General features: G+C 65.3%; 17 protein-coding genes and 1 tRNA gene. 13 read left to right on the forward strand and 5 right to left on the reverse strand.

Annotation, left to right across the window (positions count from 1 at the left end; genetic code table 11):
• The 3 genes from rpoD to ACIP0B_RS03725 all read left to right on the forward strand — a co-directional run.
• The coding region (rpoD, locus tag ACIP0B_RS03715) for an RNA polymerase sigma factor RpoD (RefSeq protein ID WP_400829888.1) at positions 1-1,753 on the forward strand (1,753 nt) is incomplete at its 5' end.
• Positions 1,754-1,877: 124 nt separating this feature from the next.
• A complete protein-coding gene (locus tag ACIP0B_RS03720) occupies positions 1,878-5,624 on the forward strand; it encodes a bifunctional diguanylate cyclase/phosphodiesterase (RefSeq protein WP_400829889.1) in 3,747 nt (1,248 codons plus the stop codon).
• A 15-nt stretch (positions 5,625-5,639) separates the two neighbouring features.
• Positions 5,640-5,716: transfer RNA gene (locus ACIP0B_RS03725), tRNA-Ile, on the forward strand.
• A gap of 186 nt (positions 5,717-5,902) precedes the next feature.
• Here ACIP0B_RS03725 and prfH read toward each other — a convergent pair.
• The 3 genes from prfH to ACIP0B_RS03740 all read right to left on the reverse strand — a co-directional run bounded on the left by prfH (position 5,903) and on the right by ACIP0B_RS03740 (position 10,942).
• A complete protein-coding gene (prfH, locus tag ACIP0B_RS03730; protein WP_400829891.1) occupies positions 5,903-6,523 on the reverse strand; it encodes a peptide chain release factor H in 621 nt (206 codons plus the stop codon).
• A complete protein-coding gene (locus ACIP0B_RS03735) occupies positions 6,523-7,659 on the reverse strand; it encodes an RNA ligase RtcB family protein (RefSeq protein ID WP_011531823.1) in 1,137 nt (378 codons plus the stop codon). Before ACIP0B_RS03735 ends, prfH begins: the two co-directional genes overlap by 1 nt.
• A 925-nt stretch (positions 7,660-8,584) precedes the next feature.
• Positions 8,585-10,942: a glucose/quinate/shikimate family membrane-bound PQQ-dependent dehydrogenase gene (locus ACIP0B_RS03740; protein ID WP_400829893.1), complete on the reverse strand. Its 2,358-nt coding sequence runs from the start codon at positions 10,940-10,942 to the stop codon at positions 8,585-8,587.
• A gap of 183 nt (positions 10,943-11,125) precedes the next feature.
• On the opposite strand from ACIP0B_RS03740, the gene ACIP0B_RS03745 reads away from it, so the two are divergent.
• From ACIP0B_RS03745 to ACIP0B_RS03790, 10 genes are all read left to right on the forward strand, one after another.
• Positions 11,126-11,587 (forward strand): Lrp/AsnC family transcriptional regulator, encoded by a 462-nt coding sequence (locus ACIP0B_RS03745; protein ID WP_400829894.1) that lies wholly within the window; start codon positions 11,126-11,128, stop codon positions 11,585-11,587.
• A 221-nt stretch (positions 11,588-11,808) separates the two neighbouring features.
• Entirely contained in the window at positions 11,809-13,491 is a 1,683-nt protein-coding gene (locus tag ACIP0B_RS03750) for a flavin monoamine oxidase family protein (protein WP_400829896.1), read from the forward strand.
• 12 nt (positions 13,492-13,503) lie between these two features.
• Positions 13,504-14,298, forward strand: a complete 795-nt coding sequence (locus ACIP0B_RS03755; RefSeq protein WP_400829897.1) for a carbon-nitrogen hydrolase family protein — start codon at positions 13,504-13,506, stop codon at positions 14,296-14,298.
• A gap of 48 nt (positions 14,299-14,346) precedes the next feature.
• On the forward strand, positions 14,347-16,773 hold the full coding sequence (gene pqqF, locus ACIP0B_RS03760) for a pyrroloquinoline quinone biosynthesis protein PqqF (protein WP_400829899.1): 2,427 nt from the start codon (positions 14,347-14,349) through the stop codon (positions 16,771-16,773).
• Positions 16,774-16,938: 165 nt separating this feature from the next.
• The gene (gene pqqA / locus ACIP0B_RS03765) at positions 16,939-17,013 is read left to right on the forward strand and encodes a pyrroloquinoline quinone precursor peptide PqqA (protein ID WP_003422658.1); all 75 of its coding nucleotides are present in this window, start codon (positions 16,939-16,941) and stop codon (positions 17,011-17,013) included.
• 84 nt (positions 17,014-17,097) lie between these two features.
• Positions 17,098-18,009: a pyrroloquinoline quinone biosynthesis protein PqqB gene (gene pqqB / locus ACIP0B_RS03770; RefSeq protein WP_400829901.1), complete on the forward strand. Its 912-nt coding sequence runs from the start codon at positions 17,098-17,100 to the stop codon at positions 18,007-18,009.
• Positions 18,010-18,143: 134 nt separating this feature from the next.
• Positions 18,144-18,896 (forward strand): pyrroloquinoline-quinone synthase PqqC, encoded by a 753-nt coding sequence (gene pqqC / locus ACIP0B_RS03775; protein ID WP_400829902.1) that lies wholly within the window; start codon positions 18,144-18,146, stop codon positions 18,894-18,896.
• On the forward strand, positions 18,893-19,168 hold the full coding sequence (gene pqqD / locus ACIP0B_RS03780) for a pyrroloquinoline quinone biosynthesis peptide chaperone PqqD (RefSeq protein ID WP_400829904.1): 276 nt from the start codon (positions 18,893-18,895) through the stop codon (positions 19,166-19,168). Before pqqC ends, pqqD begins: the two co-directional genes overlap by 4 nt.
• Positions 19,140-20,312, forward strand: coding sequence for a pyrroloquinoline quinone biosynthesis protein PqqE (pqqE, locus tag ACIP0B_RS03785; RefSeq protein ID WP_400829906.1), 1,173 nt, complete (start codon positions 19,140-19,142; stop codon positions 20,310-20,312). Before pqqD ends, pqqE begins: the two co-directional genes overlap by 29 nt.
• Positions 20,278-22,086, forward strand: a complete 1,809-nt coding sequence (locus ACIP0B_RS03790) for a prolyl oligopeptidase family serine peptidase (RefSeq protein WP_400829908.1) — start codon at positions 20,278-20,280, stop codon at positions 22,084-22,086. Before pqqE ends, ACIP0B_RS03790 begins: the two co-directional genes overlap by 35 nt.
• Positions 22,087-22,134: 48 nt before the next feature.
• On the opposite strand, the gene ACIP0B_RS03795 is transcribed toward ACIP0B_RS03790, so the two are convergent.
• Positions 22,135-22,293, reverse strand: coding sequence for a YqaE/Pmp3 family membrane protein (locus ACIP0B_RS03795; RefSeq protein ID WP_065259115.1), 159 nt, complete (start codon positions 22,291-22,293; stop codon positions 22,135-22,137).
• Positions 22,294-22,476: 183 nt separating this feature from the next.
• Complete coding sequence (locus ACIP0B_RS03800) at positions 22,477-23,760, reverse strand: aspartate aminotransferase family protein (RefSeq protein WP_400829910.1); 1,284 nt, start codon at positions 23,758-23,760, stop codon at positions 22,477-22,479.
• Between the last annotated feature and the right edge of the window lie 161 nt (positions 23,761-23,921).

The following is a 23,921-nucleotide window of genomic DNA, read 5'->3' on the forward strand; positions in this document are numbered from 1 at the left end:
ACCTGCTCCGGATCTGAAATATCCGGAGCAGGTGGAAGACATCATCCGCATGATTAACGACATGGGGATCCCCGTACACGAGAGTGCTCCGGATGCGGACGCCCTTATGCTGGCCGACGCCGATACCGACGAGGCCGCTGCGGAAGAAGCCGCTGCCGCGCTGGCGGCGGTGGAGACCGATATCGGCCGCACCACGGATCCCGTGCGCATGTACATGCGCGAAATGGGTACGGTCGAGCTTCTGACCCGTGAAGGCGAGATCGAAATCGCCAAGCGGATCGAAGAAGGCATCCGCGAAGTGATGAGCGCCATCGCCCACTTCCCGGGTACCGTCGAGCACATTCTCTCCGAATACGACCGCGTCACTTCCGAAGGCGGCCGCCTGTCCGACGTTCTGAGCGGCTACATCGACCCGGACGACGGCACTGCGCCGCCGGCCGCCGAAGTGCCGCCGCCGATCGACGCCAAGGCCGCGAAAGAGGAAGAGTCCGACGACGACGAAGACGCCGAATCTTCCGATGACGAAGAAGAAGCCGAAAGCGGTCCGGACCCGATCATCGCCGCCCAGCGTTTCGGCGCTGTCGCCGAGCAGATGGAAATCACCCGCAAGGCGCTGAAGAAGCACGGTCGCCACAACAAGGCGGCGATTGCCGAGCTGTTGATCCTGGCCGACCTGTTCATGCCGATCAAACTGGTGCCGAAGCAGTTCGAAGGCCTGGTCGAGCGCGTCCGCAGCGCCCTGGACCGTCTGCGCCAGCAAGAGCGCGCGATCATGCAGCTGTGCGTGCGTGACGCCCGCATGCCGCGTGCCGACTTCCTGCGCCAGTTCCCGGGCAACGAAGTCGACGAAAGCTGGTCCGACGCCCTGGCCAAAGGCAAGGGCAAGTACGCCGAAGCCATTGCCCGCCTGCAGCCGGACATCATCCGTTGCCAGCAGAAGCTGACCGCGCTGGAGACCGAAACCGGCCTGACCATCGCCGAGATCAAGGACATCAACCGTCGCATGTCGATCGGCGAGGCCAAGGCCCGCCGCGCGAAGAAAGAGATGGTCGAGGCGAACCTGCGTCTGGTGATCTCCATCGCCAAGAAGTACACCAACCGCGGCCTGCAGTTCCTCGACCTGATCCAGGAAGGCAACATCGGCCTGATGAAGGCGGTGGACAAGTTCGAATACCGTCGCGGCTACAAGTTCTCGACCTACGCGACCTGGTGGATCCGTCAGGCCATCACCCGTTCGATCGCCGACCAGGCGCGCACCATCCGTATCCCGGTGCACATGATCGAGACGATCAACAAGCTCAACCGCATTTCCCGCCAGATGCTGCAGGAAATGGGTCGCGAACCGACGCCGGAAGAGCTGGGCGAGCGCATGGAGATGCCTGAGGACAAGATCCGCAAGGTACTGAAGATCGCCAAAGAGCCGATCTCCATGGAAACCCCGATCGGTGATGACGAAGACTCCCATCTGGGTGACTTCATCGAAGACTCGACCATGCAGTCGCCAATCGATGTCGCCACCGTGGAGAGCCTCAAGGAAGCGACCCGCGAAGTGCTGTCCGGCCTCACCGCCCGTGAAGCCAAGGTACTGCGCATGCGTTTCGGCATCGACATGAACACCGACCACACGCTGGAAGAGGTCGGCAAGCAGTTCGACGTGACCCGTGAGCGGATCCGTCAGATCGAAGCCAAGGCGCTGCGCAAGCTGCGCCACCCGACGCGGAGCGAGCATCTGCGCTCCTTCCTCGACGAGTGACACCAGACCCCCCGGCCCAGGCCGGGGGTTTTGTTTTGCCGCAGATTAAATCCCCCCCGTTCCCCTCCCCCCGGCACAGCCCGTCTACACTCGAAACATTCCCCCGAGCCATAACGAGACCGTTATGCCCAGACTGCCGACCGTGCTGTTTTTGCTGTCGCTGATCACCTGGACCGCAACGGCTGGCGCGCTGACTCTGACCGACGAAGAACGTGCCTGGCTGGCGGCTCACCCGGACTTGCGCCTGGGTGTCGACGCCTCGTGGCCGCCCTTCGAGTTCCGTGACGACCAGAACCGCTACCAGGGCCTGGCGGCGGACTACATCGACGTGATCCGCCAGCGCCTGGCGATCAAGCTGACGCCCATAGAGCCGGTGAGCTGGACGGTGGTGCTGGAACAGGCCAAGAAGGGCAGCCTGGATCTGCTGCCGGGCATCATGTCCACCCCCGAACGCCAGACTTACCTGTCGTTCACCCGCCCCTACCTGGACTTCCCGATCGTCATCCTCGCCCACGTCGGCGGCCCGCAGCCGCGCAAGCTGGATGATCTCTACGGCCTGAAGATCGCCGTGGTGGAAAACTACGCGCCCCATGAATTGCTGCGCACCCACCATCCCGACCTGAACCTGGTGGCCATGCCCAACGTCAGCTCGGCGCTGCAGGCATTGGCGACCGACGAAGTGGACGCCGTGGTCGGCGACCTCGCCTCCAGCGTCTGGAGCCTGCGCCAGCTCAAGCTCGACGGCCTGTACGTCAGCGGCGAAACACCCTACCGCTATCAACTCGCGATGGCCGTACCCCGGGACAACAAGATGCTGGTGAGCATCCTGGACAAGGTGCTGGCCGACATGTCCCTGGAGGAAATCAGCAGCATCCAGGAGCATTGGGTCGGCAACGTCCTCGATCACCGGACTTTCTGGTCCGATCTTCTGGTTTACGGACTTCCTGGCCTGTTGCTGCTGGTCAGCGTGCTGGCGGTGGTGATCCGCATCAACCGCCGCTTGAGTTCGGAGATTGCCCGGCGCATCGACCTCGAACAGGAACTGCGCAGCAGCGAATACCACTACCGGGGCCTGGTGGAAAGCCTGTCGGCCATCGCCTGGGAAGCGCGGATCAGCGACTTCACCTACAGCTACGTTTCGCCGCACGCCGAGGATCTGCTCGGTTACCCGCTGTCCCACTGGCTGATTCCGGGCTTCTGGCGCAACATCATCCACCCGGCGGACCTGACCCGGGCCCAGACGTTCTGCGACCAGGAAGTGCAGGCCCGGCGCGACCACAGCCTCGACTACCGGGTGATCACCGCCGACGGCCGCTGCCTGTGGGTACGGGACATCGTCAGCCTGATCGAACACGGCCATGAGCCGGTGATGCGCGGACTGATGATCGACATCAGCGAAGCCAAGCACACCGAGGAAGCCTTGCGGCAGTCGGAACAGAAGTTCGCCTCGGTGTTCCAGCAGTGCCCGGACATCCTGGTCATCGCCCGGCTTTCCGACGGCTGCCTGCTGGAGGTCAACGAAGCCTTCGAGGAGCAGATCGGGCTGAAGGCCGAAGAGGTGATCGGCCAGACCGCCACCGAACTCAACATCTGGGGGATTCCCGGTGTCGGCCCGGGACTCTTGCAGCGCTTGCAGGCCGGCAGCATCCGCAACCTGGAGATGCCCTTTCGGCGCAGCAACGGCCAGTTGTTCACCGGCCTGATTTCCGCCGAACCGTTCGACCTGGACACCACCCCGGCCCTGGTGGTGGTGGTGCGCGACATCTCCCAGCTCAAGGAAACCCAGCAGCAGCTGCAGACTTCCGAGGAGAAGTTCGCCAAGGCCTTCCACGCCTCTCCGGACGGCCTGCTCCTGTCGCGCCAGAGCGACGGCCTGCTGCTGGAGGTCAACGAAGGCTTCAGCCGCATCACCGGCTACAACAGCGCCATGTCGGTGGACCGCTCGGCGCTGGACCTCGGGATCTGGGTCAACCTCAACGAACGCAAGCAGATGCTCGACCTGCTGCACCGCGACGGCTACGTGCGCGACTTCAGTTGCCACATCCGCCGCAGCGACGGGCAGATCCGCCTCTGCGAAGTCTCCAGCCGCCCCCTGCCGATCGGCGAGGACGACTGCATGCTGACCATCGCCCGGGACATCACCGAACGGCACCTGATGCAGGAGAAGCTGCAACAGGCGGCCACGGTGTTCGAAAGCACTGCCGAAGGGGTGCTGATCACCGACACCCAGCAGCACATCAGCGCCGTCAACCGCGCCTTCACCGAGATCACCGGCTACAGCGAAAGCGAGGCCCTGGGCCATACCCCTCGCCTGCTGGCGTCCGGCCTGCACGACAGCGCCTTCTATGCCGCCATGTGGCACCAGTTGACCGACGAAGGCCACTGGCAGGGCGAGATCTCCAACCGGCGCAAGAACGGCGAACTCTACCCCAGCTGGCTGACCATCAGCGCCGTGCGCAACCGCGACCGCTCCATCACCCACTTCGTCGCGGTGTTCGCCGACATCTCCAGCCTCAAGCACGCCCAGGCCAAGCTCGATTATCAAGCCCACCACGATCCCCTCACCGGCCTGCCGAACCGCACCCTGTTCGAAAACCGGCTGCTCATGGCACTGAACAGCCAACAGGAGGACGGCGGCCAGGGCGCGGTGCTGTTCCTGGACCTTGACCGCTTCAAGCACATCAACGACAGCCTCGGCCACCCGGTCGGCGACCTTTTGCTCAAGGGCATCGCCGTGCGCCTGAAGGAACAGCTGCGCGACATCGACACCGTCGCCCGCCTGGGCGGCGACGAATTCATCATCCTGCTGCCCGGCCTGCAGCAGGCCAGCGACGCCGACCACATCGCCAACAAGCTGCTGCACTGCTTCAGCGCGCCGTTCCAGGCCGGCGAGCACGAGTTCTTCATCAGCGCCAGCATCGGCACCAGCCTCTATCCCCGCGACGGCTGCGACGTGGCCACGCTGGTCAAGAACGCCGACGCGGCGATGTACCGCTCCAAGGCCAAGGGCCGCAACCGCGTCGAAAGCTATACCCGCGACCTCACGGCCCAGGCCAGCGAACGCGTGGCGCTGGAGCACGAACTGCGCCGGGCCATCGAACGCGATGAGCTGTACCTCTACTACCAGCCGAAAATCAGCCTCGACGACCACCGCCTGGTCGGCGCCGAAGCCCTGATCCGCTGGCGCCACCCCAACTTCGGCGAGGTGCCGCCGGAGCATTTCATTCCGCTGGCCGAAGAGAACGGCATGATCCTGCAGATCGGCGACTGGGTGCTGGAGACCGCCTGCCGACAGATGTTCGAATGGAGCCAGATCTACGAAAGCCTCGGCCCGCTGTCGGTCAACCTCGCCGGCGCCCAACTGCGCCAGCCGAACCTGCTGGGCCGCATCGAGCAACTGCTCAAGGACAACCGCCTCAGGCCGGACCTCTTGCAGTTGGAGATCACCGAAAACTTCATCATGAGCCAGGCCGAAGAAGCCCTCGCCGTGCTGCACCAGCTCAAACGCCTGGGCGTGCAGTTGGCCATCGACGATTTCGGCACCGGCTATTCCTCGCTCAGCTACCTCAAGCGCCTGCCGCTGGACATCCTCAAGATCGACCAGTCCTTCGTCCGCGGCCTGCCCGATGACCCGCACGACGCGGCCATCGTCCGCGCCATCATCGCCCTGGGCCGCAGCATGCAGTTCACCGTGATCGCCGAAGGCGTGGAGTCCCAGGCCCAGGAGCAGTTCCTCGCCGCCGAAGGGTGCGAACAGATCCAGGGCTACATCGTCAGCCTGCCCCTGCCGCCCGAAGAATTCGCCGCCACGTTTCTGCGCATCGCCGTATCGGATTTTTCGGATAGCACAGCCGCCAAACCGTCGCTATAATCCGCCGCCTACTGAGGGCCTATAGCTCAGTCGGTTAGAGCAGAGGACTCATAATCCTTTGGTCCACGGTTCGAGTCCGTGTGGGCCCACCAGACATCAAAAAGCCGCGCGAATGCGCGGCTTTTGCGTTTTTGGCGGGATCGCCTCAGATACGGAATGCTCATTTGCAACTCGTAAACCCGAGTGCGAGCCGGGTCCTTTCCTCATCCGTTTTTGTGGGGCCGGCATCGCCTACGCCGCCCGGCCTGACTTTTGCTCGACGACTATTCGCACGCAATCTACTCGTCAGCCGGCTCGAAGCGCTCGCCACGAAACACCCGACGTGGATTGCCACGCTCGATGCGGTGATGGAACAACCGCCGCTCCGCGCGCAGTTCGCTGTCGGCCTGCTCCGCCTGTTGCGCCAGGCGTTGACCGATGAGCAGCAGCGCCAAGCGCTTGTTGGCGTGCTGGCTACGCTCGCTCTGTACCTTGACGCTGACGCCGCTGGCCAGGTGCGTGGCGCGCACTGCCGAGTCGGTGGTGTTGACATGCTGACCACCCGGCCCGGACGAACGCAAGGCCTCGAAGTGGATCTCGCTCGCCAATTCCGGTGCCGGTGGCGCAAACCGTGCGCCCCCGAAGAACCAGTTCTTGCGCGCATGCCCCGGCCGGTACGGACTGCTGCACGTCCATTGCAGCGAGCCCGTCCAGTGATCCGCCAGGCGCTCGGCCTGCTCGCCATCCAGTGCCAACAACACCGAGCGCAAGGTACCGCGCCGCGGCCCCGGCTCTTCTTCGAGTATCCGTACCGCCACGGCCTGGGCATCCGCTTCGGCCTGCAGCCTGAGTAATGCCTTGGCCACTGCCAGGGCACATTCTTCCGGCCCCTGAGCCGCCGAGAGTTGCAGTAGGATCATCAGCAGCACCCTCCGCGCGTCTTGTAGGTGAGCACCGGTTTCAGCCGTGCCAGCACGCGAACCAACCCCGCTTCACGCAAGGCACCCACCACCGAGTCGATAGCCTTGTAGGCCTCCGGCGCTTCCTCGTAGATCAGCGCCCGGTCGGCGCAGATCACGCGGCTGCCCAGTGCCGTACGACTCAGTTGCTCGACGCTGTAGCGCGAGGCGAGGCGGTCCTTGCACTCGCTGCGCATCCATTTGCGTCCGGCGCCATGGGCCAGGGACAACAGGCTGCGCTCGTCGGCGATCGGCTGTACCAAGTAGCTGTAGTCGCCGCGCGAACCAGGGATCACCACCGCCCCCTGATCCGACGGTGTGGCGCCTTTGCGGTGCAGCCAACCATCGAGCCCGTCGACCTGCGCTGGCGACACCAGGTTGTGGTTGATGTCGAGCAGTACATCGCCATCGGCACGCAAGCGGTCGAGCATGCGCCGGGCAATCAGCTGACGGTTGGCTTCGGCAAAACGCAGCGCGCCGTCGTGCCGGCCCAGGTAATGAGTGCTGGCCTCGCTGCCCGCCTCCAGTCCGTGATGACCGAACAGGTCGACCTGCTCACGCAAGATCGCCTCGCCCAAACCACGCGAGCCGCTGTGCACCAGCAACAGCAGGTGTTTGCGCTCGATGCCCAAGGCTGCCAGGGCCGCATCGTCGTAGTTTTCATCGAGTTGCTGCAGCTCGGCGAAGTGGTTACCACCACCAATGGTGCCTAGAGAACGCTCGTGCCCCGTGGCAGGCAAACCGAAGCTGGCGACGGCCTCCTGCCACGTCTCGTCGAGCGGCAGGTCGAGGTTGCCAAGGCGTTTCTCCAGCTTGTCCAGATGCAGCTTGGCGGTCGGGATGTCCGTGCGCCACAGCGCCATGCCACAGCCGATGTCATTGCCGACCAGTGCCGGGTACAAACGCCCCACGGAAAAGAATGCCGCGCCGACCGGATAGCCACGCCCCGGATGCAGGTCCGGCATGCCGGCCACCCGATGCATGCCCCCTAGGCGAGCGGTGGTTTCGAGTTGTTGGATCGCTTTTCCTTCGATCCAGGTGTCGTCCGCGGCGACCAATACGGCGCCGTCGGACAAATTGCGAATGCAAGTGCCCATAGTCCAATCCTGATGGGTTGAAACAAAAAGATGTTCGGATTGGCAGGCCAGAGGCCGGGCGTTGCGGTACCGCTAACGAGTAGCGGCGAATGCGATCAAGCCAGGCGCGACCTGCAAAGGGTGATCAACTGTTGCATGATGTACCTCCTTTGCTGTCGGGTGAGAGAAGGCGGGCATCTTAGGTGTGCAATTGCCACCTTGCAACAACCTTGATCACGTTTTTACCAGGAGAACAACGTCATGGCCGAAAAACCTGACCGCTCCGCGGTACAAAAAACAATACACTGGCGGTACAGTGCCCAGCTCCCACCCATTTCGCCAAGTTACGCTAAACACCAGTAACCACGCTACTTCCAGCTAACTATGCCTGCGCTAAGCTACGCACGGTTTCACTGGGTTTGCAGCGTCTCCAGGCAACTCATAATCCTTTGATCCACGGTTCGAGTCCGTGTGGGCCCACCAGACACCAAAAAGCCGCGCGAATGCGCGGCTTTTTCTTGGGCGGCTGTTTGGCGAACCCGGTCTTCCCGAGTGCAATGCTCGGAAGATTACCGCGAAAGCTGTAGGCAATTTCTGAAGGTGTGATTGGCGATGGTTGGTTGCATTGATCGAGTGTATTCCCGCAGATAGCCTCTGACATTCAGCAACCTGGCTTGAGTGCCTGATCAACTGCCACCCGACGAAACCATCTATGCAAAAACTGGCATTCCCGCCGATCGCTCAGTCAGCAAAAGACTTGCAACGCAAGACGGTTGAACCTGGGCTTGCCCTTAACATACCCGCCATGCCTATGGTTGCGTCAGCAGCTATGCACAAATTGAGCGGGTTTTCTTTGCCCTGCATTTTGGGCACGCTCAATCCGCGAATCGAACCCCATGAAAATGCCGCGCCAATGCGCGGCATTTTCATGTCTGCGTCTCAGCCCTTACCGCGGCAACGCATACGCAATCACATAATCCCCGCGATCCGTCGACTGCCGGGCCCCGCCCGCCGTCAGCAGGATGTACTGCCTTCCGGTCTTGGGCGACACGTAGGTCATCGGCCCCGACTGGCTGCCCACCGGCAGGCGGGATTTCCAGATTTCGTCGCCGGTACCGGTGTCGAAGGCGCGCAGGTAGAAGTCCTGGGTGCCGGCGAAGAACAGCAGGCCGGACTGGGTGGCGAGCGAGGCGCCCAGGGTCGGCATGCCGATCGGGATCGGCAGGTGCATGCGGATGCCCAGCGGCCCGGTGTCCTGCACGGTGCCGACCGGCACCTGCCAGACCAGTTTCCGGGTCTTCAGGTCGATGGCGGACATGGTGCCGAACGGCGGCTTCTGGCACGGAATGCCCGCCGCCGACAGGAAGCGCTCGCGCATCGCGCCGAACGGTGTGCCCTCCTGCGGCACCACGCCCATCTCGATGCCGCTGGCGCCGGCGGCGATTCGGTTGCGCGGGATCATGTAGTTGGCCAGGCCCAGGCGCATGTCGTTGACGAACATGTAATGGGAGTTCGGATCCACCGACACGCTGCCCCAGTTCATGCCCCCGAGGGAGCCGGGGAACTGCAAGGCGCGATCCATGCCCGGCGGGGTGTAGACGCCTTCGTGGCGCATGCCCTTGAACTGGATGCGGCACATCAGTTGATCGAACGGCGTGGCGCCCCACATGTCGGATTCGGTCAGGGTCTGGTTGCCGATGGAGGGCATTTCCACCGAGAACGGCTGGGTCGGCGAATAGCGTTCGCCGGGCACGTTGCCTTGCGGCACCTTGCGTTCTTCGACGCGGGCGATCGGTTTGCCGGTCTCGCGGTTGAGCAGGAAGATCTCACCCTGCTTGGTCACCTGCGCCAGCGCCGGCTGCGTACCGCCCCGGTCGTCCGGCAGGTCGTACAGCAGCGGCTGCGCCGGCAGGTCGAAGTCCCACAGGTCGTGGTGGGTGGTCTGGAAGTGCCAGCGCACCTGGCCGGTCCTCACGTCGAGGGCGACGATGGAGGAACTCCACTTGTCGTCGAATTCGGTGCGCTGGCCGCCGAAGAAGTCCGGGGTGGCGTTGCCGGTCGGCAGGTAGACCAGCCCGAGTTTGGCGTCGTAGGACATGGCCGACCACACGTTCGGCGTGCCCCGGGTGTAGGTCTCACCGGGTGGCGGGCGTTTGGTGATGTTCGGGTTGCCCGGATCCCAGGCCCACACCAGCTCGCCGCTGCGCACGTCGTAGGCGCGGATGACGCCCGGGGGCTCGCCCGTGGAGTAGTTGTCGGCCACTCGGCCGCCGATGATCACCACGTCGCCGGCCACCAGCGGGGTCGAGGTCTGCTGGTAGTAGCCCGGTTTGACTTCGCCCATGTCGGTCTTCAGGTCGACGGTGCCTTTGTCGCCGAAATCGGCGCAGGGCTCGCCGGTTTCGGCGTTGATCGCAATCAGGCGCGCATCGCCGGTCGGCAGGAACAGACGTTTCGCACAGGCTGCCGGGGCAGCGGCCGACGCGCCCGAAGTCGTTTCGAAGTAGCCCAATCCCCGGCAGCGCTGCCAGTTCGGCGCGCTGCCCTGGGGATCGAATTTCCAGCGCTGGGTGCCGGTATCGGCATCGAGGGCGAAGACTTTGCCGTAGGCGGTGCAGGTGTAGACCGTGTCGCCGATCTGCAGCGGAGTGTTCTGGTCTTCTGCGCCGGCGCCGGTGCTCTGCGGGATGTCGCCGGTGTGAAAGGTCCAGGCCACCTGGAGCTTGTCGACGTTGGCCTTGTTGATCTGGTCCAGCGCGGCAAAGCGGTTGCCGGCGGTGGTGTTGCCCCAGTGGGCCCAGTCCTTCTGCTCCGTGCCCGGCACGACCGGGGTGACGGCCGGCACGCTGGAGGCTTCGACCACATGGGTCGGCACGAACATGTAGGCCAGGCTCGCGGCGATGCCGACGCCCAGCACGCCCGCCAGCCCGTAGGTGCCTCGCCCCACCTTGGTGCCGGAGACCCGCGCCAGCGTCGGGTAGACCAGCGCCACAACGAAGCCGATCACGGCGAAGGTCAGCACGCGGGAAACCAGAGGCCAGTACTCCAGGCCAGCGTCCCACACGGCCCAGATCACGGTGAGGATCAACGCGACGCCGTACAGCCATGCCCCTTGCCGTTGGCCACGGGCGATCATTGCCCCGGACACCAGCATCGCCAGGCCCATCAGCAAAAAGTACGCGCTGCCGCCCAAGATGACGAGCCAGCCACCGCCGCCGGCCAGGCCGAGCCCGATCAAGGCAATCAACACACCCAGACCGCGCAGCAGCCATTTGCTGCCGGCGGCAGCCCCAGAATTGTTCATGTCGGACACGTTTTCCCATTTGTGACAAGGGCGGAATAATGTACCGGACGGTTACTTATGGCAATTTGTCGCAATAGAAATGAACCGGATAGTCCAAAAAACCGTTCGATTATCGGACGTAAGCGCTCTCCCGCCTGAATCTGTAACATGCAGCCCATCAGTCCGCGCCCCTGGAGACGCCCTTTGCCTGACATCCGCCCGCCCGTGCTCGACGAAATCGACCGCCAACTGATCGCCGCCCTGCAAATCAACGCCCGCGAGAGCGTGGCGATGCTTGCGCGGCACTTGGGTATCGCCCGCACCACCGTGACGTCACGGCTGGCGCGGCTGGAAAAGGCCAAGGTCATCACCGGTTACGGCGTGCGCCTGGGTCAGCGGGTGGTGGACGGCGGATTGCAGGCGTATGTGGGCATCACCGTGCAGCCGCGCTCCGGTAAAGAGGTGCTGCGCCGGCTCAGCGCCATGGCGCAGGTGCAGCAACTGTGCGCGGTGAGTGGCGAATTTGATTATGTGGCGTGGCTGCGCACCGAATCGCCGGAGCAGCTGGATCAGTTGCTCGACCAGATCGGCAGCGTGGACGGGGTGGAGAAGACGACCACGTCGATCATCCTGAGCAGCAAGATTGACCGGGGGCAGCCGGTTTGACCGCCGGGCTTGGCATTTTGGCTGCGCGGTCGGGCCTCATCGCGAGCAGGCTCCCGTCCGCACTGGTCACTATGCACATTGAGTTCGTCATATCGACTTATAAAACAGCATAACGACGACACTTTGCGTCTTATTAACGTGTTCTGCGCTCCCTAGAATGGCCGGCATCTTTTCCTATACTCAGACGCTCATCCGGCGTCGGGTCGCCAGCAAGGTCAGCCATGAACAAGAACAATCGCCATCCTGCAGACGGTAAAAAACCGGTCACCATCTTCGGCCCGGACTTCCCATTCGCCTTCGACGACTGGATCGAACACCCGGCCGGCCTGGGCAGCATTCCCGAGCAGCACCACGGCGCGGAAGTGGCGATCGTCGGCGCCGGCATCGCCGGGCTGGTGGCCGCGTACGAACTGATGAAGCTGGGCCTCAAGCCGGTGGTCTACGAGGCCTCGAAGCTGGGCGGCCGCCTGCGCTCCCAGGCGTTCAACGGCACCGACGGCATCGTCGCGGAACTGGGCGGGATGCGTTTCCCGGTGTCGTCCACCGCGTTCTACCACTATGTCGACAAGCTCGGCCTGGAAACCAAGCCCTTCCCCAACCCGCTGACGCCGGCTTCCGGCAGCACCGTGATCGACCTGGAAGGCAAGACCCATTACGCACAGAAACTGGCGGATCTTCCTGCACTGTTCCAGGAAGTGGCCGACGCCTGGGCCGACGCCCTGGAAGACGGCGCGCGCTTCGGCGAGATCCAGCAGGCGATCCGCGACCGCGACGTGCCGCGCCTCAAGGAACTGTGGAACACCCTCGTGCCGCTGTGGGACGACCGCACGTTCTATGACTTCGTCGCCTCGTCCAAGGCGTTCGCCAAACTGTCGTTCCACCACCGCGAAGTGTTCGGCCAGGTCGGTTTCGGCACCGGCGGCTGGGACTCGGACTTCCCCAACTCGATGCTGGAAATCTTCCGCGTGGTGATGACCAACTGCGACGATCACCAGCACCTGGTGGTCGGCGGCGTGGAACAGGTGCCGCAAGGCATCTGGCGGCACGTGCCGGAGCGCTGCGTGCACTGGCCGCAAGGCACCAGCCTGAAATCGCTGCACCGCGGCGCGCCGCGCTCGGGCGTGAAGAAGATCGCCCACGCGCCGGGCGGCCGCTTCGCCGTCACCGACAACAACGGCGACACCCGCGAGTACGCCGCCGTGCTGACCACCTGCCAGAGCTGGCTGCTGACCACCCAGATCGAGTGCGAAGAATCCCTGTTCTCGCAAAAGATGTGGATGGCCCTCGACCGCACCCGCTACATGCAGTCGTCGAAGACCTTCGTGATGGTCGACCGGCCGTTCTGGAAGGACAAGGATCCGGAAACCGGCCGCGACCTGATGAGCATGACCCTCACCGACCGCCTCACCCGCGGCACGTACCTGTTCGACAACGGCGACGACAAGCCGGGCGTGATCTGCCTGTCGTACTCGTGGATGAGCGACGCGTTGAAGATGCTCCCGCACCCGGTGGAAAAGCGCGTGAAACTGGCGCTGGATGCGTTGAAGAAGATCTACCCGAAGGTCGACATCGCCTCGCGCATCATCGGCGATCCGATCACCGTGTCGTGGGAAGCCGACCCGCACTTCCTCGGCGCCTTCAAAGGCGCCCTGCCCGGCCACTACCGCTACAACCAGCGCATGTACGCGCATTTCATGCAGGACGAGATGCCGGCCGAGCAGCGCGGGATCTTCATCGCCGGGGACGACGTGTCTTGGACGCCGGCGTGGGTCGAAGGCGCGGTGCAGACTTCGCTCAACGCGGTGTGGGGAATCATGAAACACTTCGGCGGCGCCACCCATAAAGAGAACCCGGGCCCGGGTGACGTGTTCAAAGACATCGGCCCTGTCGCCTTGCCCGAGTAAGAGGAATCCCTGATGCGCGTAGCCCTTTACCAATGTCCGCCGCAGCCGCTGGAGCCGGCCGCCAACCTGCAGCGCCTCCAGCGAGTGGCGATGGAGGCCAAGGGCGCCGACCTGCTGGTGCTGCCGGAAATGTTCATGACCGGCTACAACATCGGCCAGGAAGCGGTCGGTACGCTGGCCGAGGTCTACAACGGCGAATGGGCGCAACAGATCGGACGGATCGCCAAGGCGGCCGGCCTGGCGATCCTGTACGGCTACCCGGAACGCACCGTCGACGGGCAGATCTACAACGCCGTGCAGTTGATCGACGCCCAGGGCGAGCGCCTGTGCAACTACCGCAAGACGCACCTGTTCGGCGATCTCGACCGGTCGATGTTCAGCCCCGGCGAAGATGATTTCCCCATCGTCGAGCTCAACGGCTGGAAGCTCGGTTTCCTGATCTGCTACGACGTGGAGTTCCCGGAGAACGCCCGGCGCCTGGCCCTGCAAGGCGCCGAGCTGATCCTGGTGCCGACGGCGAACATGGTGCCGTACGACTTCATCGCCGACGTCACCGTCCGTTCCCGCGCCTTCGAAAACCAGTGCTACGTGGCCTACGCCAATTACTGCGGCCACGAAGGCGACATCCACTACTGCGGCCAGAGCAGCATCGCCGCGCCCGACGGCAGCCGCATCGCCTTGGCCGGGCTGGACGAAGCCTTGATCGTCGGCGAGTTGGACCGGCGCCTGATGGCCGATTCCCGCGCCGCCAACCGCTACTTCACCGACCGTCGCCCCGAGCTGTACGACGCACTGAACAAACGCTGACCCCGCGTAATCCGCTAGCATGGGCACCTCACCGTTCTGGAAGTGCCCATGCCTGCGCCGACTCATCCCCGCCCCCACACCGAAACCCTGGCCAACGGCTTGCGCGTGACCCTGCGCCATGTGCCCGGCCTGACGCGCAGCGCCGCCGTGCTGCGGGTGGCCGCCGGCAGCCATGACGTGCCGTTAGCATGGCCGGGAATGGCGCATTTCCTGGAGCATCTGCTGTTTCTCGGCACCGAGCGCTTTCCTGCGCACGATGGGCTGATGGCCTACGTGCAGAGCCACGGCGGCCAGGTGAACGCCAGCACCCGCGAACGCACCACGGACTTTTTCGTTGAGCTGCCGACCGCGTCCTTCACCGGCGGGCTTGAGCGTCTGTCGGACATGCTCGCCCATCCCTGCATGAATCCGGACGATCAGTTGCGCGAACGGGAAGTGCTGCACGCGGAATTCGTCGCCTGGTCGCAGGATGCGGCGGCCCAGCAGCAACAGGCGCTGTACGCAGGTTTGGCGGCCGACCATCCGCTGCGCGGGTTCCATGCCGGCAACCGGGACAGCCTGGCGGTGACGCAGACAGAATTTCAGCAGGCGCTGAAGGCCTTCCATCAGCGCTGCTACCGCACCGGCCAGATGACCCTGAGCCTGGTCGGCCCGCAGAGCCTCGAAGCGTTGCAGGCACTGGCCCGGCAGTTCGCCGCGGCGCTGCCGGCTGGGGATAACATTGCCCAGACGGCTCCCGTGCCCTTGATGGCCGGCTCGGCGAAAAGTTATCAACAGGCCGGCGAAGGGCGACTGCACCAGTTGTTCGCTCTTGAGGGCCTGCCGGACGAATCCGCCGAAGCGCTGGCGTTCCTCTGCCATTGGCTGAACAACGCCAAGCCCGGCGGGCTGCTCGCCCACCTGCGCCATCAGGGATTGGCGCAAGGCCTGAAGGCCGAGCCGCTGTACCGCTTCGGCGGGCAAGCCTTGCTGCATGTGCAGTTCAGCGCGCCCGCCGCTGGCGCCGACACCCTCGTCGAAGCGCTGCACGACTGGTTGAGCTTCTTTGCCGCGCAGCGGGACTGGCCGGCGTTGCGCAAGGAATACGCGACGCTGCTGCAACGCCGGCAACAGGTCAGCGGTGCGCTGCAATCGGCTCGGGCGGACAGCGAGCAATTGGAAAGCGGCCTGTCCGATGCCGGCGCCGCAGCGCTGGAGCAAGTTCTCCGTCAGCTCGGCGTTGTGGATAACTTCAGCGACCGCTGGCATCTGCCCGCCGCCAATCCGTTCCTGCGCGAGGCGCCGCCCCTGGCCAACGCCAACCTGATCCGCGGCCAGACCAGCGCCCACCGCGGCCTGCGCACCTTTGCCCAGGACCGTTCGCGCAGCCGCCGGGAGCGCTCAGCGATGCAGTTCAGCCAGGCCTTGCCGGATACCGGCGAAGAAGGCGCGGTGTTTCTGCGCTGGGCGCTCGCATCGGCCCCGGCCGATGGGCTGCCGGCGAAGCTGCAACGGGCGCTGGAAGACGTGAGCGAGGACGCGCGTCAGGCCGGGGTCGAGCTGACCTTCGCGACAACGGGGAATCAATGGCTGCTGAAACTCACCGGCCTGCAGGAGCCGATGCCGGCGGTTCTCGAGTCTGCGCTGCAAACGCTGACGCAAACGGCCGGCGATGTCCTGCCGGCCGAACCGGACGGGCCGTTGATGCCGATCCGCCAGTTGCTCAAGGCGTTGCCGGAGCAAGGCCTGGCATCCGCCGGCAGCGCTGACGACGCCGCGCACCTGTGGACAACGGCGCGCTGGGACGGTCTGGCCCTCGGCCTCAACGCCAGGACGCAGTCGGCCATGGGCCTGGCCCTGAGCCGAATCCCGGGCACCGCGGACAATCAATTGCCGCCGCTGCCGGCGATCAACGGCGAACGGCTCTGGGCTCACCTCGACACCGCATCCAGCGAGCACGCGCTGCTGCTGTTCTGCCCGGCCGCCCGCCACGGACTCGACGACGAAGCGGCCTGGCGCCTGCTGGCCCACATCGGCCAGACGCCGTTCTACCAACGCCTGCGGGTCGAGCTGCAATTGGGTTATGCCGTGTTCAGCGGGATCCGCTCGGTGCACGGCCAGACCGGGCTGCTGTTCGGCGTGCAGTCGCCGAGCGTTGCGCCGGCCGGGTTGCTCGAACACATCCGGCAGTTCATGGACACGCTCGCGGCGCTCGTCGCAAACCTCGACGATCAAGCGTTCCTGCAACAGCGCCAGGCGCTGGCCGATCAGTTCGGCGCCGCAAGCCTCGCCCTGAAGGACGCCGCCGAGCTGCTGTGGCAGGCCAGGCTGGCCGGCCATCCGTCGGATTATCTGACGCAGTTGGCCGCCGCCCTCGAGCGCCTGGAGCGCCCGGCCCTGCTCGCCGCCGCGCAGCGCCTGATCCGGGCCGAAGGCGGCTGGCGCTGCCTGGCCAACAGCCCTTCGCCGGGCGAGCCGTGGCGAACGGCAGAATGATCATTACCTGAGCTGCAATGAGCTTTCTCGCAGATTCACGGGCAAAGCCTCTGAAATTTTGAGTAACATAGCCGCCTAACTATTTTGAACGTCATTGCGCTGCCGTGGACTATACCTATGGATAGCGCTGTCTCAACCACCCGAAACCCATTGAGGAGTCACCTTATGTCCTGGACCAAACCGGCCTACACCGACCTGCGCATCGGCTTCGAAGTCACCATGTACTTCGCCAGCCGCTGAGTCCTGCCCCAGGCAGAACACAGCAGTGCAACGCCTCGGCCCGCCGGGGCGTTTTGTTTTCCGCGTTGAAATGATGGAGCGCTCATGTTTGTCCAGATTCTGGGTTCGGCCGCCGGCGGCGGTTTTCCGCAGTGGAACTGCAACTGCGTCAACTGCGCCGGTTTTCGTGACGGCAGCCTGAATGCCCGGGCCCGCACCCAATCGTCCATCGCGATCTCCGACGACGGCGTGAACTGGGTGCTGTGCAACGCCTCGCCGGACATCCGCGCCCAGCTCCAGGGCTTCGCCCCGATGCAGCCGGGCCGGGCCCTGCGCGACACCGGCATCGGCGCGATCATCCTGATGGACAGCCAGATCGACCACACCACCGGCCTGCTCAGCCTGCGCGAAGGCTGCCCGCACCAGGTCTGGTGCACAGACATGGTCCACGAAGACCTGAGCACCGGTTTCCCGCTGTTCACCATGCTCAAGCACTGGAACGGCGGCCTGGACTGGAACCGCATCGAGCTCGACCAGAGCTTCACCATCGCCGCCTGCCCGAACCTGCGCTTCACCCCGCTGCCCCTGCGCAGCGCCGCGCCGCCGTACTCGCCGCACCGCTTCGACCCGCACCCGGGCGACAACATCGGCCTGATCGTCGAAGACCTGAACACCGGCGGCAAGCTGTTCTACGCCCCGGGGCTGGGCAAGGTCGATGCGCCCCTGCTGGAGATCATGGCCGGCAGCGACTGCGTGCTGGTGGACGGCACGCTGTGGGACGACGACGAGATGCAGCGCCGCGGCGTCGGCACCCGCACCGGCCGCGAGATGGGCCACCTGGCCCAGAACGGCCCCGGCGGCATGCTCGAAGTGCTGGAGCAATTGCCCCGGCAGCGCAAGGTGCTCATCCACATCAACAACACCAACCCGATCCTCGACGAGGATTCGCCGGAGCGGGCGGAGCTGGCGCGGCGCGAGGTCGAAGTGGCCTATGACGGCATGAGCCTGGTGCTGTAGTCGATGGCATCATCGCTGGCCAGCCAGCTCCCGCAAGGTTCCGTGGTGCACACAAAACCTGTGGGAGCAGGCTTGCCGGCGAAGGCGTCCTGACAGGCCCCCAAGAATCCAACGGTTGTTCCCGGAGAACCGACATGACCGACACCCCGATGTCCCCCGCCGAATTCGAGGCGGCGCTGCGCGCCAAGGGCGCCTATTACCACATCCATCACCCGTACCACGTGGCGATGTATGAAGGCCGCGCCACCCGCGAGCAGATACAGGGCTGGGTCGCCAACCGCTTCTACTATCAGGTGAACATTCCCCTGAAGGACGCGGCGATCCTGGCCAACTGCCCGGACCGCGAGATCCGCCGCGAGTGGATCCAGCGCCTGCTCGACCACGACGGCGCGCCCGGCGAGGACGGCGGCATCGAAGCCTGGCTGCGCCTGGGCCAAGCGGTCGGCCTCGACCCGGATCAGTTGCGTTCCCAGGAACTGGTGCTGCCCGGCGTGCGCTTCGCGGTCGACGCCTACGTCAACTTCGCCCGCCGCGCCAGTTGGCAGGAAGCCGCCAGCAGCTCGCTGACCGAGCTGTTCGCGCCGCAGATCCACCAGTCGCGCCTCGACAGCTGGCCCCAGCATTACCCGTGGATCGACCCGGCCGGCTACGAATACTTCCGCACCCGCCTGGGCCAGGCGCGTCGGGACGTGGAACACGGCCTGGCGATCACCCTGGAGCACTACAGGACCCGCGAGGGCCAGGAACGCATGCTGGAAATTCTCCAGTTCAAACTGGACATCCTTTGGAGCATGCTCGACGCCATGAGCATGGCCTACGAACTGAACCGCCCGCCGTATCACAGCGTGACCGGAGAACGGGTCTGGCATAAAGGAATCACCCTATGAGCTTCGACCGCAGCCTGACCCCGCACTGGCGCCCCGGCTACCGCTTCCAGTACGAGCCGGCGCAGAAAGGCCACGTGCTGCTGTACCCCGAAGGCATGATCAAGCTCAACGACAGCGCCGCGCTGATCGGCGGCCTGATCGATGGCGAGCGGAATGTCGCCGCGATCATCGACACCCTCGCGCAGCAGTTCCCCGGCGTGCCGGAGCTCGGTGACGACATCGAGCAATTCATGGAGGTTGCCCGTGCAGAGCACTGGATCACCCTTGCCTGAACCATCGGTGCAGGTGCCGCCCACACCCGAGGTCGGCCTGCCGCTGTGGCTGCTCGCCGAGCTGACCTACCGCTGCCCGCTGCAATGCCCGTACTGCTCCAACCCGCTGGACTTCGCGCAGCAGGGCCAGGAACTGAGCACCGAACAGTGGTTCAAGGTGTTCCGCGAGGCGCGGGAAATGGGCGCGGCGCAACTGGGCTTTTCCGGGGGCGAGCCGCTGGTGCGCCAGGACCTCGCCGAACTGATCGGCGAGGCGCGCAAGCTGGGCTTCTACACCAACCTGATCACCTCCGGCATCGGCCTCACCGAGCAGAAGATCAGCGACTTCAAGAAAGCCGGCCTCGACCACATCCAGATCAGCTTTCAGGCCAGCGACGAGCAGGTGAACAACCTGCTGGCCGGCTCGAAGAAGGCCTTCGCCCAGAAGCTGGAGATGGCCCGGGCGGTCAAGGCCCATGGCTATCCGATGGTGCTGAACTTCGTCACCCACCGGCACAACATCGACAAGATCGACCGCATCATCGAGCTGTGCCTGGCGCTGGAGGCGGACTTCGTCGAGCTCGCCACCTGCCAGTTCTACGGCTGGGCGCAGCTCAACCGCGTCGGCCTGCTGCCGACCCGCGAGCAACTGGTGCGCGCCGAACGCATCACCAACGAGTACCGCGCCAAACTGGAGGCCGAAGGGCACCCGTGCAAGTTGATCTTCGTCACCCCGGACTACTACGAAGAACGCCCCAAGGCCTGCATGAACGGCTGGGGCAGCCTGTTCCTGACGGTCACGCCGGACGGCACCGCCCTGCCCTGCCACGGCGCCCGGCAGTTGCCGGTGCAGTTCCCCAATGTGCGCGACCACAGCATGCAGCACATCTGGTACGACTCGTTCGGCTTCAACCGCTTTCGCGGCTACGACTGGATGCCCGAGCCGTGCCGCTCCTGCGACGAGAAGGAACAGGACTTCGGCGGCTGCCGCTGCCAGGCCTTCATGCTCACCGGCGATGCGAGCAACGCCGACCCGGTGTGCAGCAAGTCCACACACCACGGCGTGATCCTGGCCGCCCGCGAAGAGGCCGAGCACGCCACCCAGACCATCGACCAACTGGCCTTTCGCAATGAACGAAACTCGCGCCTCATCGCCAAGGGCTGAACCTTTCAGCGCCACCGCCGCCGTCACCGCCGGGGTGGATTTCGCCGAGCTGCAGCTGGGCGCCCTCGGCCTGTTCTGGAACGAATACCGCCCCCAGGACGCCGCGTGCCGGATCTGGCACTGGCGGGACGGGCAGGCCCGATGCCTGACCCCGCCCGGGTTCAGCGTGCGCAGCCGCGTGTACGAATACGGCGGCGGGGCGTTTTGCCTGACGGATGACGGAGTGGTGTTCGTCAACGAGGCGGATCAGCAGCTGTACCGCCAGACGCTGGAAGGGGCGCCCGAAGCGCTGACCTCCGGCGAGTGCCGCTATGGCGACCTGGGTTTCCATGACGGCCAGGTGCTGGCGGTCGAAGAGCAGCGCGATCGGCACCGTCTGGTGGCCGTCGGTCTGGCTGACGGCCATCGGCAGGTGCTGGCCAAAGGCGCGGACTTCTACGCCGCGCCGATCCTGAGCCCCGACGGCCGGCGCCTGGCCTGGATCGAGTGGAGCCGGCCGCATCAGCCGTGGACGTCGACCCGGTTGATGGTGGCCGAACGCACGGCGCAGGGCTTTGCCGCAGCACGCTGCATCGCCGGGGACGGGCCTGAAGAGTCGATCCAGCAACCGCGCTTCGATGCGGACGGACGGCTGGGGTGCCTGACCGACCGTGGCGGGCATTGGCAGCCATGGGTCGAGTCCGCGCAGGGCTTGCAGCCATTGGCCAGCGCCGAGGCCGACCACGCCCCGGCGCCCTGGCAGATGGGCGGCTGCACCTGGCTGCCGCAGGGCGAGGCGTTTCTGGCCAGTTGGAGCGAAGGCGGCTTCGGTCGTCTGGCACTCGATGGCGAAGACTTCACCGGCGATTACAGCCGCTTCCGTCATCTCGCGTTGGATGAGCGCCGTATCTACGCCATCGCCGCTTCCCCGGTCAGCCCCTCGGCGGTCATCGCCATCGACCGGGCCTCCCGCGCCGTGACCGTGCTGGCCGGCGGCGCTGCGCCGCTGCCCGCCGAACACATCAGCCAACCGCAGACCCTGCGCTACCCCAGCGCTGGCGGCGAGGCCCACGGCTTCTTCTACCCGGCCATGAACGGCGACGCCCGACCGCCGCTGGTGGTGTTCATCCACGGCGGCCCCACATCGGCCTGCTACCCGATCCTCGATCCGCGCATCCAGTACTGGACGCAACGCGGCTTCGCCGTCGCCGACCTCAACTACCGGGGCAGCAGCGGCTACGGCCGTGAGTATCGGCAGGCTCTGCACCTGAACTGGGGCGAGGTGGATGTCGAGGATGCCTGCGCGGTGGTGGCTTACTTGTCCGGACGCGGCATGATCGACGGCGAACGTGCGTTCATTCGCGGCGGCAGCGCCGGCGGCTACACCACCTTGTGCGCCCTGGCGTTCCACCGGGTGTTCCGCGCCGGGGCCAGCCTGTACGGGGTCAGCGACCCGGTGGCGCTGGGCCGGGCGACCCACAAGTTCGAGGGCGACTACCTCGACTGGCTGATCGGCGATCCGCAGCGGGACGCCGAACGCTACGCCGCCCGCACGCCCCTGCTGCATGCGGGCAACATCGGCGTGCCGGTGATTTTCTTTCAGGGTGAGCTGGATGCGGTCGTGGTGCCGCAGCAGACCCGCGACATGGTCGCGGCGCTGGAGCGCAACGGCATCCCGGTCGAGGCGCACTACTACGCCGATGAGCGCCACGGCTTCCGCCGCGCCGCCAACCAGGCCCATGCGCTGGAGCAGGAATGGGCGTTCTATCGGCGGTTGATGGATTCGACGGACTGACCCCACCGCGAGCAGGCTCGCGATGGGGTCAGTCAGGCGCCGAAGCGCTCAACGCTTGGCGATGATGTACACCGCGTGCACGATCCCCGGAATGTACCCGCACAACGTCAACAGAATGTTCAGCCAGAACGCGCCGCCGAACCCGACCTGAAGGAACACCCCCAGCGGCGGCAGGATGATGGCGATGATGATGCGGATGAAGTCCATGGGCAGCTCCTGATCGGGTTGGGGTCGGCGCAAGCCGTACAAGCCAATCGACCGGCGCCCCAGGTCCGGGGTTCAGTGCAATCGCCGCCCACGACGAAAAAAAACGCCCCACGCGAAAAGAATCAGGCGTGAGGCGTGCGTTATACCGCGAGACGGTTCTTGAATTCGGGTGGGACACTCAGCTCAGACGGCAATCCCTTTGCGGCATTGCACCTGCGCCGTGCGCACCCGGGAGAAGGCCCGGGCCAGGCGCACCAGCATCTCGTCGATGTTGGCCTGACTGACCGTCAGCGCCGGGGTGAAGCGCAGGCAGTCCGGTTGCGGCGCGTTGAGCAGCAGGCCTTCATGCAAAGCGGCTTTGACGACAGCATCCGCCGATTCGTCCGACAGGCTCAGCCCCCAGAACAGACCCTGACCGCGCAGCTCGCCGTGCCCGTAACGGTGCGCAAGCCGAGCCAGGCCTTCGCGCAGGTGCTGGCCGTTGTCGTTCACGTGCTGGAGAAAGGCGCGATCCTGCACGCAGTCGAGCACCACCAGCCCGGCAGCGGTCATCAGCGCATTGCCGTGATGGGTGCCGCCCAGTTCGCCGGCGTCGAAGCAGCACGCGGTGCCCCGCGCCAGCAGGGCCGCCAGCGGCACGCCGCCGCCGAGGCCCTTGCCGAGCACGACGATGTCGGCGCGCACCCCAAAGGCCTGCTCTGCGAGCAAGGTGCCGCAGCGGCCGATGCCGGTCTGCACCTCATCGAGGATCAGCAGGATGCCCAGCTCGCGGCACAGCCGCTCGACACCCTTGAGGTATTGCTCGCTGGCGGGAATCACTCCGGCATCGCTCTGGATCGGCTCAAGCATGATCGCCACGGTCTGCGCGTCCACCGCCGCGTGCAGCGCCGGCAGGTCATTGAACGGCACCAGGTCGAACCCCGGCAGCAGCGGTGCGAAACGGTTGGTCAGGTTGGCGCTGTCCGACGCCGAGATCGTCGCCAGGCTGCGCCCGTGGCAACCCTGGCGGGCCACGATGATCCGCGAGGCGCCGCCGCGGTGCCGTTGCCCCCATTTGCGCGCCAGTTTGATCGCCGCCTCGCAGGCTTCGCTGCCGCTGTTGAGCAGGTAGGCCTGATCGCTGGCGGTGCTGGCGCACAGCCGCTCGGCGAGGCTGAGCATGCCGCGGTTGAGCAGATTGAAGCCGGGGTTGATCAAGGCCTGGGCTTGCCCTGCGATGGCCTTGACCAGGGCCGAAGGGCTGTGGCCGAGGCTGTTGGCGCCGCCGGCCTGGGAAAAGTCCAGGTACGCGCGGTCGTTGCTGTCCCACAGCCACGAGCCTTGGCCGCGCACGAACACCTGCTGCGGACGTTCGACGCCGGACATCAGGCGTTCGGCGCTCAAGCCGTCGCCGGCTTCGGCCTGGCCGGCCTCGAAAGCCAGGTCATCGAGGCTCGGTGCCGGACGCCGCAAACCAAACAGTGTCATTGGAAAAAACCTCGCTCGAGGTTTTTTGAACTGCCTATGCAAACACGGTTGAAACAAACGCTGGTCATTGCCCTTTCCGGCCCTGCAAGCCCTGTGAATGCGGTTAGACTAGGCCGGTTCCCGACGTCGGGCCATTTCGATTTACCAGCATTTTCGATAAG

Source organism: Pseudomonas sp. NPDC089534, assembly GCF_044749305.1.
GTDB classification, from domain to species: domain Bacteria; phylum Pseudomonadota; class Gammaproteobacteria; order Pseudomonadales; family Pseudomonadaceae; genus Aquipseudomonas; species Aquipseudomonas ekonensis.

Excerpts from the sequence above, each read along its gene's own strand:
- ACIP0B_RS03740 (WP_400829893.1), bottom strand. The coding sequence starts at position 10,942 with ATGAACAATTCTGGGGCTGCCGCCGGCAGCAAATGGCTGCTGCGCGGT.
- pqqC (WP_400829902.1), top strand. The coding sequence starts at position 18,144 with ATGACCGACACCCCGATGTCCCCCGCCGAATTCGAGGCGGCGCTGCGC.
- pqqF (WP_400829899.1), top strand. The coding sequence starts at position 14,347 with ATGCCTGCGCCGACTCATCCCCGCCCCCACACCGAAACCCTGGCCAAC.
- pqqD (WP_400829904.1), top strand. The coding sequence starts at position 18,893 with ATGAGCTTCGACCGCAGCCTGACCCCGCACTGGCGCCCCGGCTACCGC.
- ACIP0B_RS03800 (WP_400829910.1), bottom strand. The coding sequence starts at position 23,760 with ATGACACTGTTTGGTTTGCGGCGTCCGGCACCGAGCCTCGATGACCTG.
- ACIP0B_RS03735 (WP_011531823.1), bottom strand. The coding sequence starts at position 7,659 with ATGGGCACTTGCATTCGCAATTTGTCCGACGGCGCCGTATTGGTCGCC.
- ACIP0B_RS03750 (WP_400829896.1), top strand. The coding sequence starts at position 11,809 with ATGAACAAGAACAATCGCCATCCTGCAGACGGTAAAAAACCGGTCACC.
- ACIP0B_RS03790 (WP_400829908.1), top strand. The coding sequence starts at position 20,278 with ATGAACGAAACTCGCGCCTCATCGCCAAGGGCTGAACCTTTCAGCGCC.
- prfH (WP_400829891.1), bottom strand. The coding sequence starts at position 6,523 with ATGATCCTACTGCAACTCTCGGCGGCTCAGGGGCCGGAAGAATGTGCC.
- pqqB (WP_400829901.1), top strand. The coding sequence starts at position 17,098 with ATGTTTGTCCAGATTCTGGGTTCGGCCGCCGGCGGCGGTTTTCCGCAG.
- ACIP0B_RS03720 (WP_400829889.1), top strand. The coding sequence starts at position 1,878 with ATGCCCAGACTGCCGACCGTGCTGTTTTTGCTGTCGCTGATCACCTGG.
- ACIP0B_RS03755 (WP_400829897.1), top strand. The coding sequence starts at position 13,504 with ATGCGCGTAGCCCTTTACCAATGTCCGCCGCAGCCGCTGGAGCCGGCC.
- ACIP0B_RS03795 (WP_065259115.1), bottom strand. The coding sequence starts at position 22,293 with ATGGACTTCATCCGCATCATCATCGCCATCATCCTGCCGCCGCTGGGG.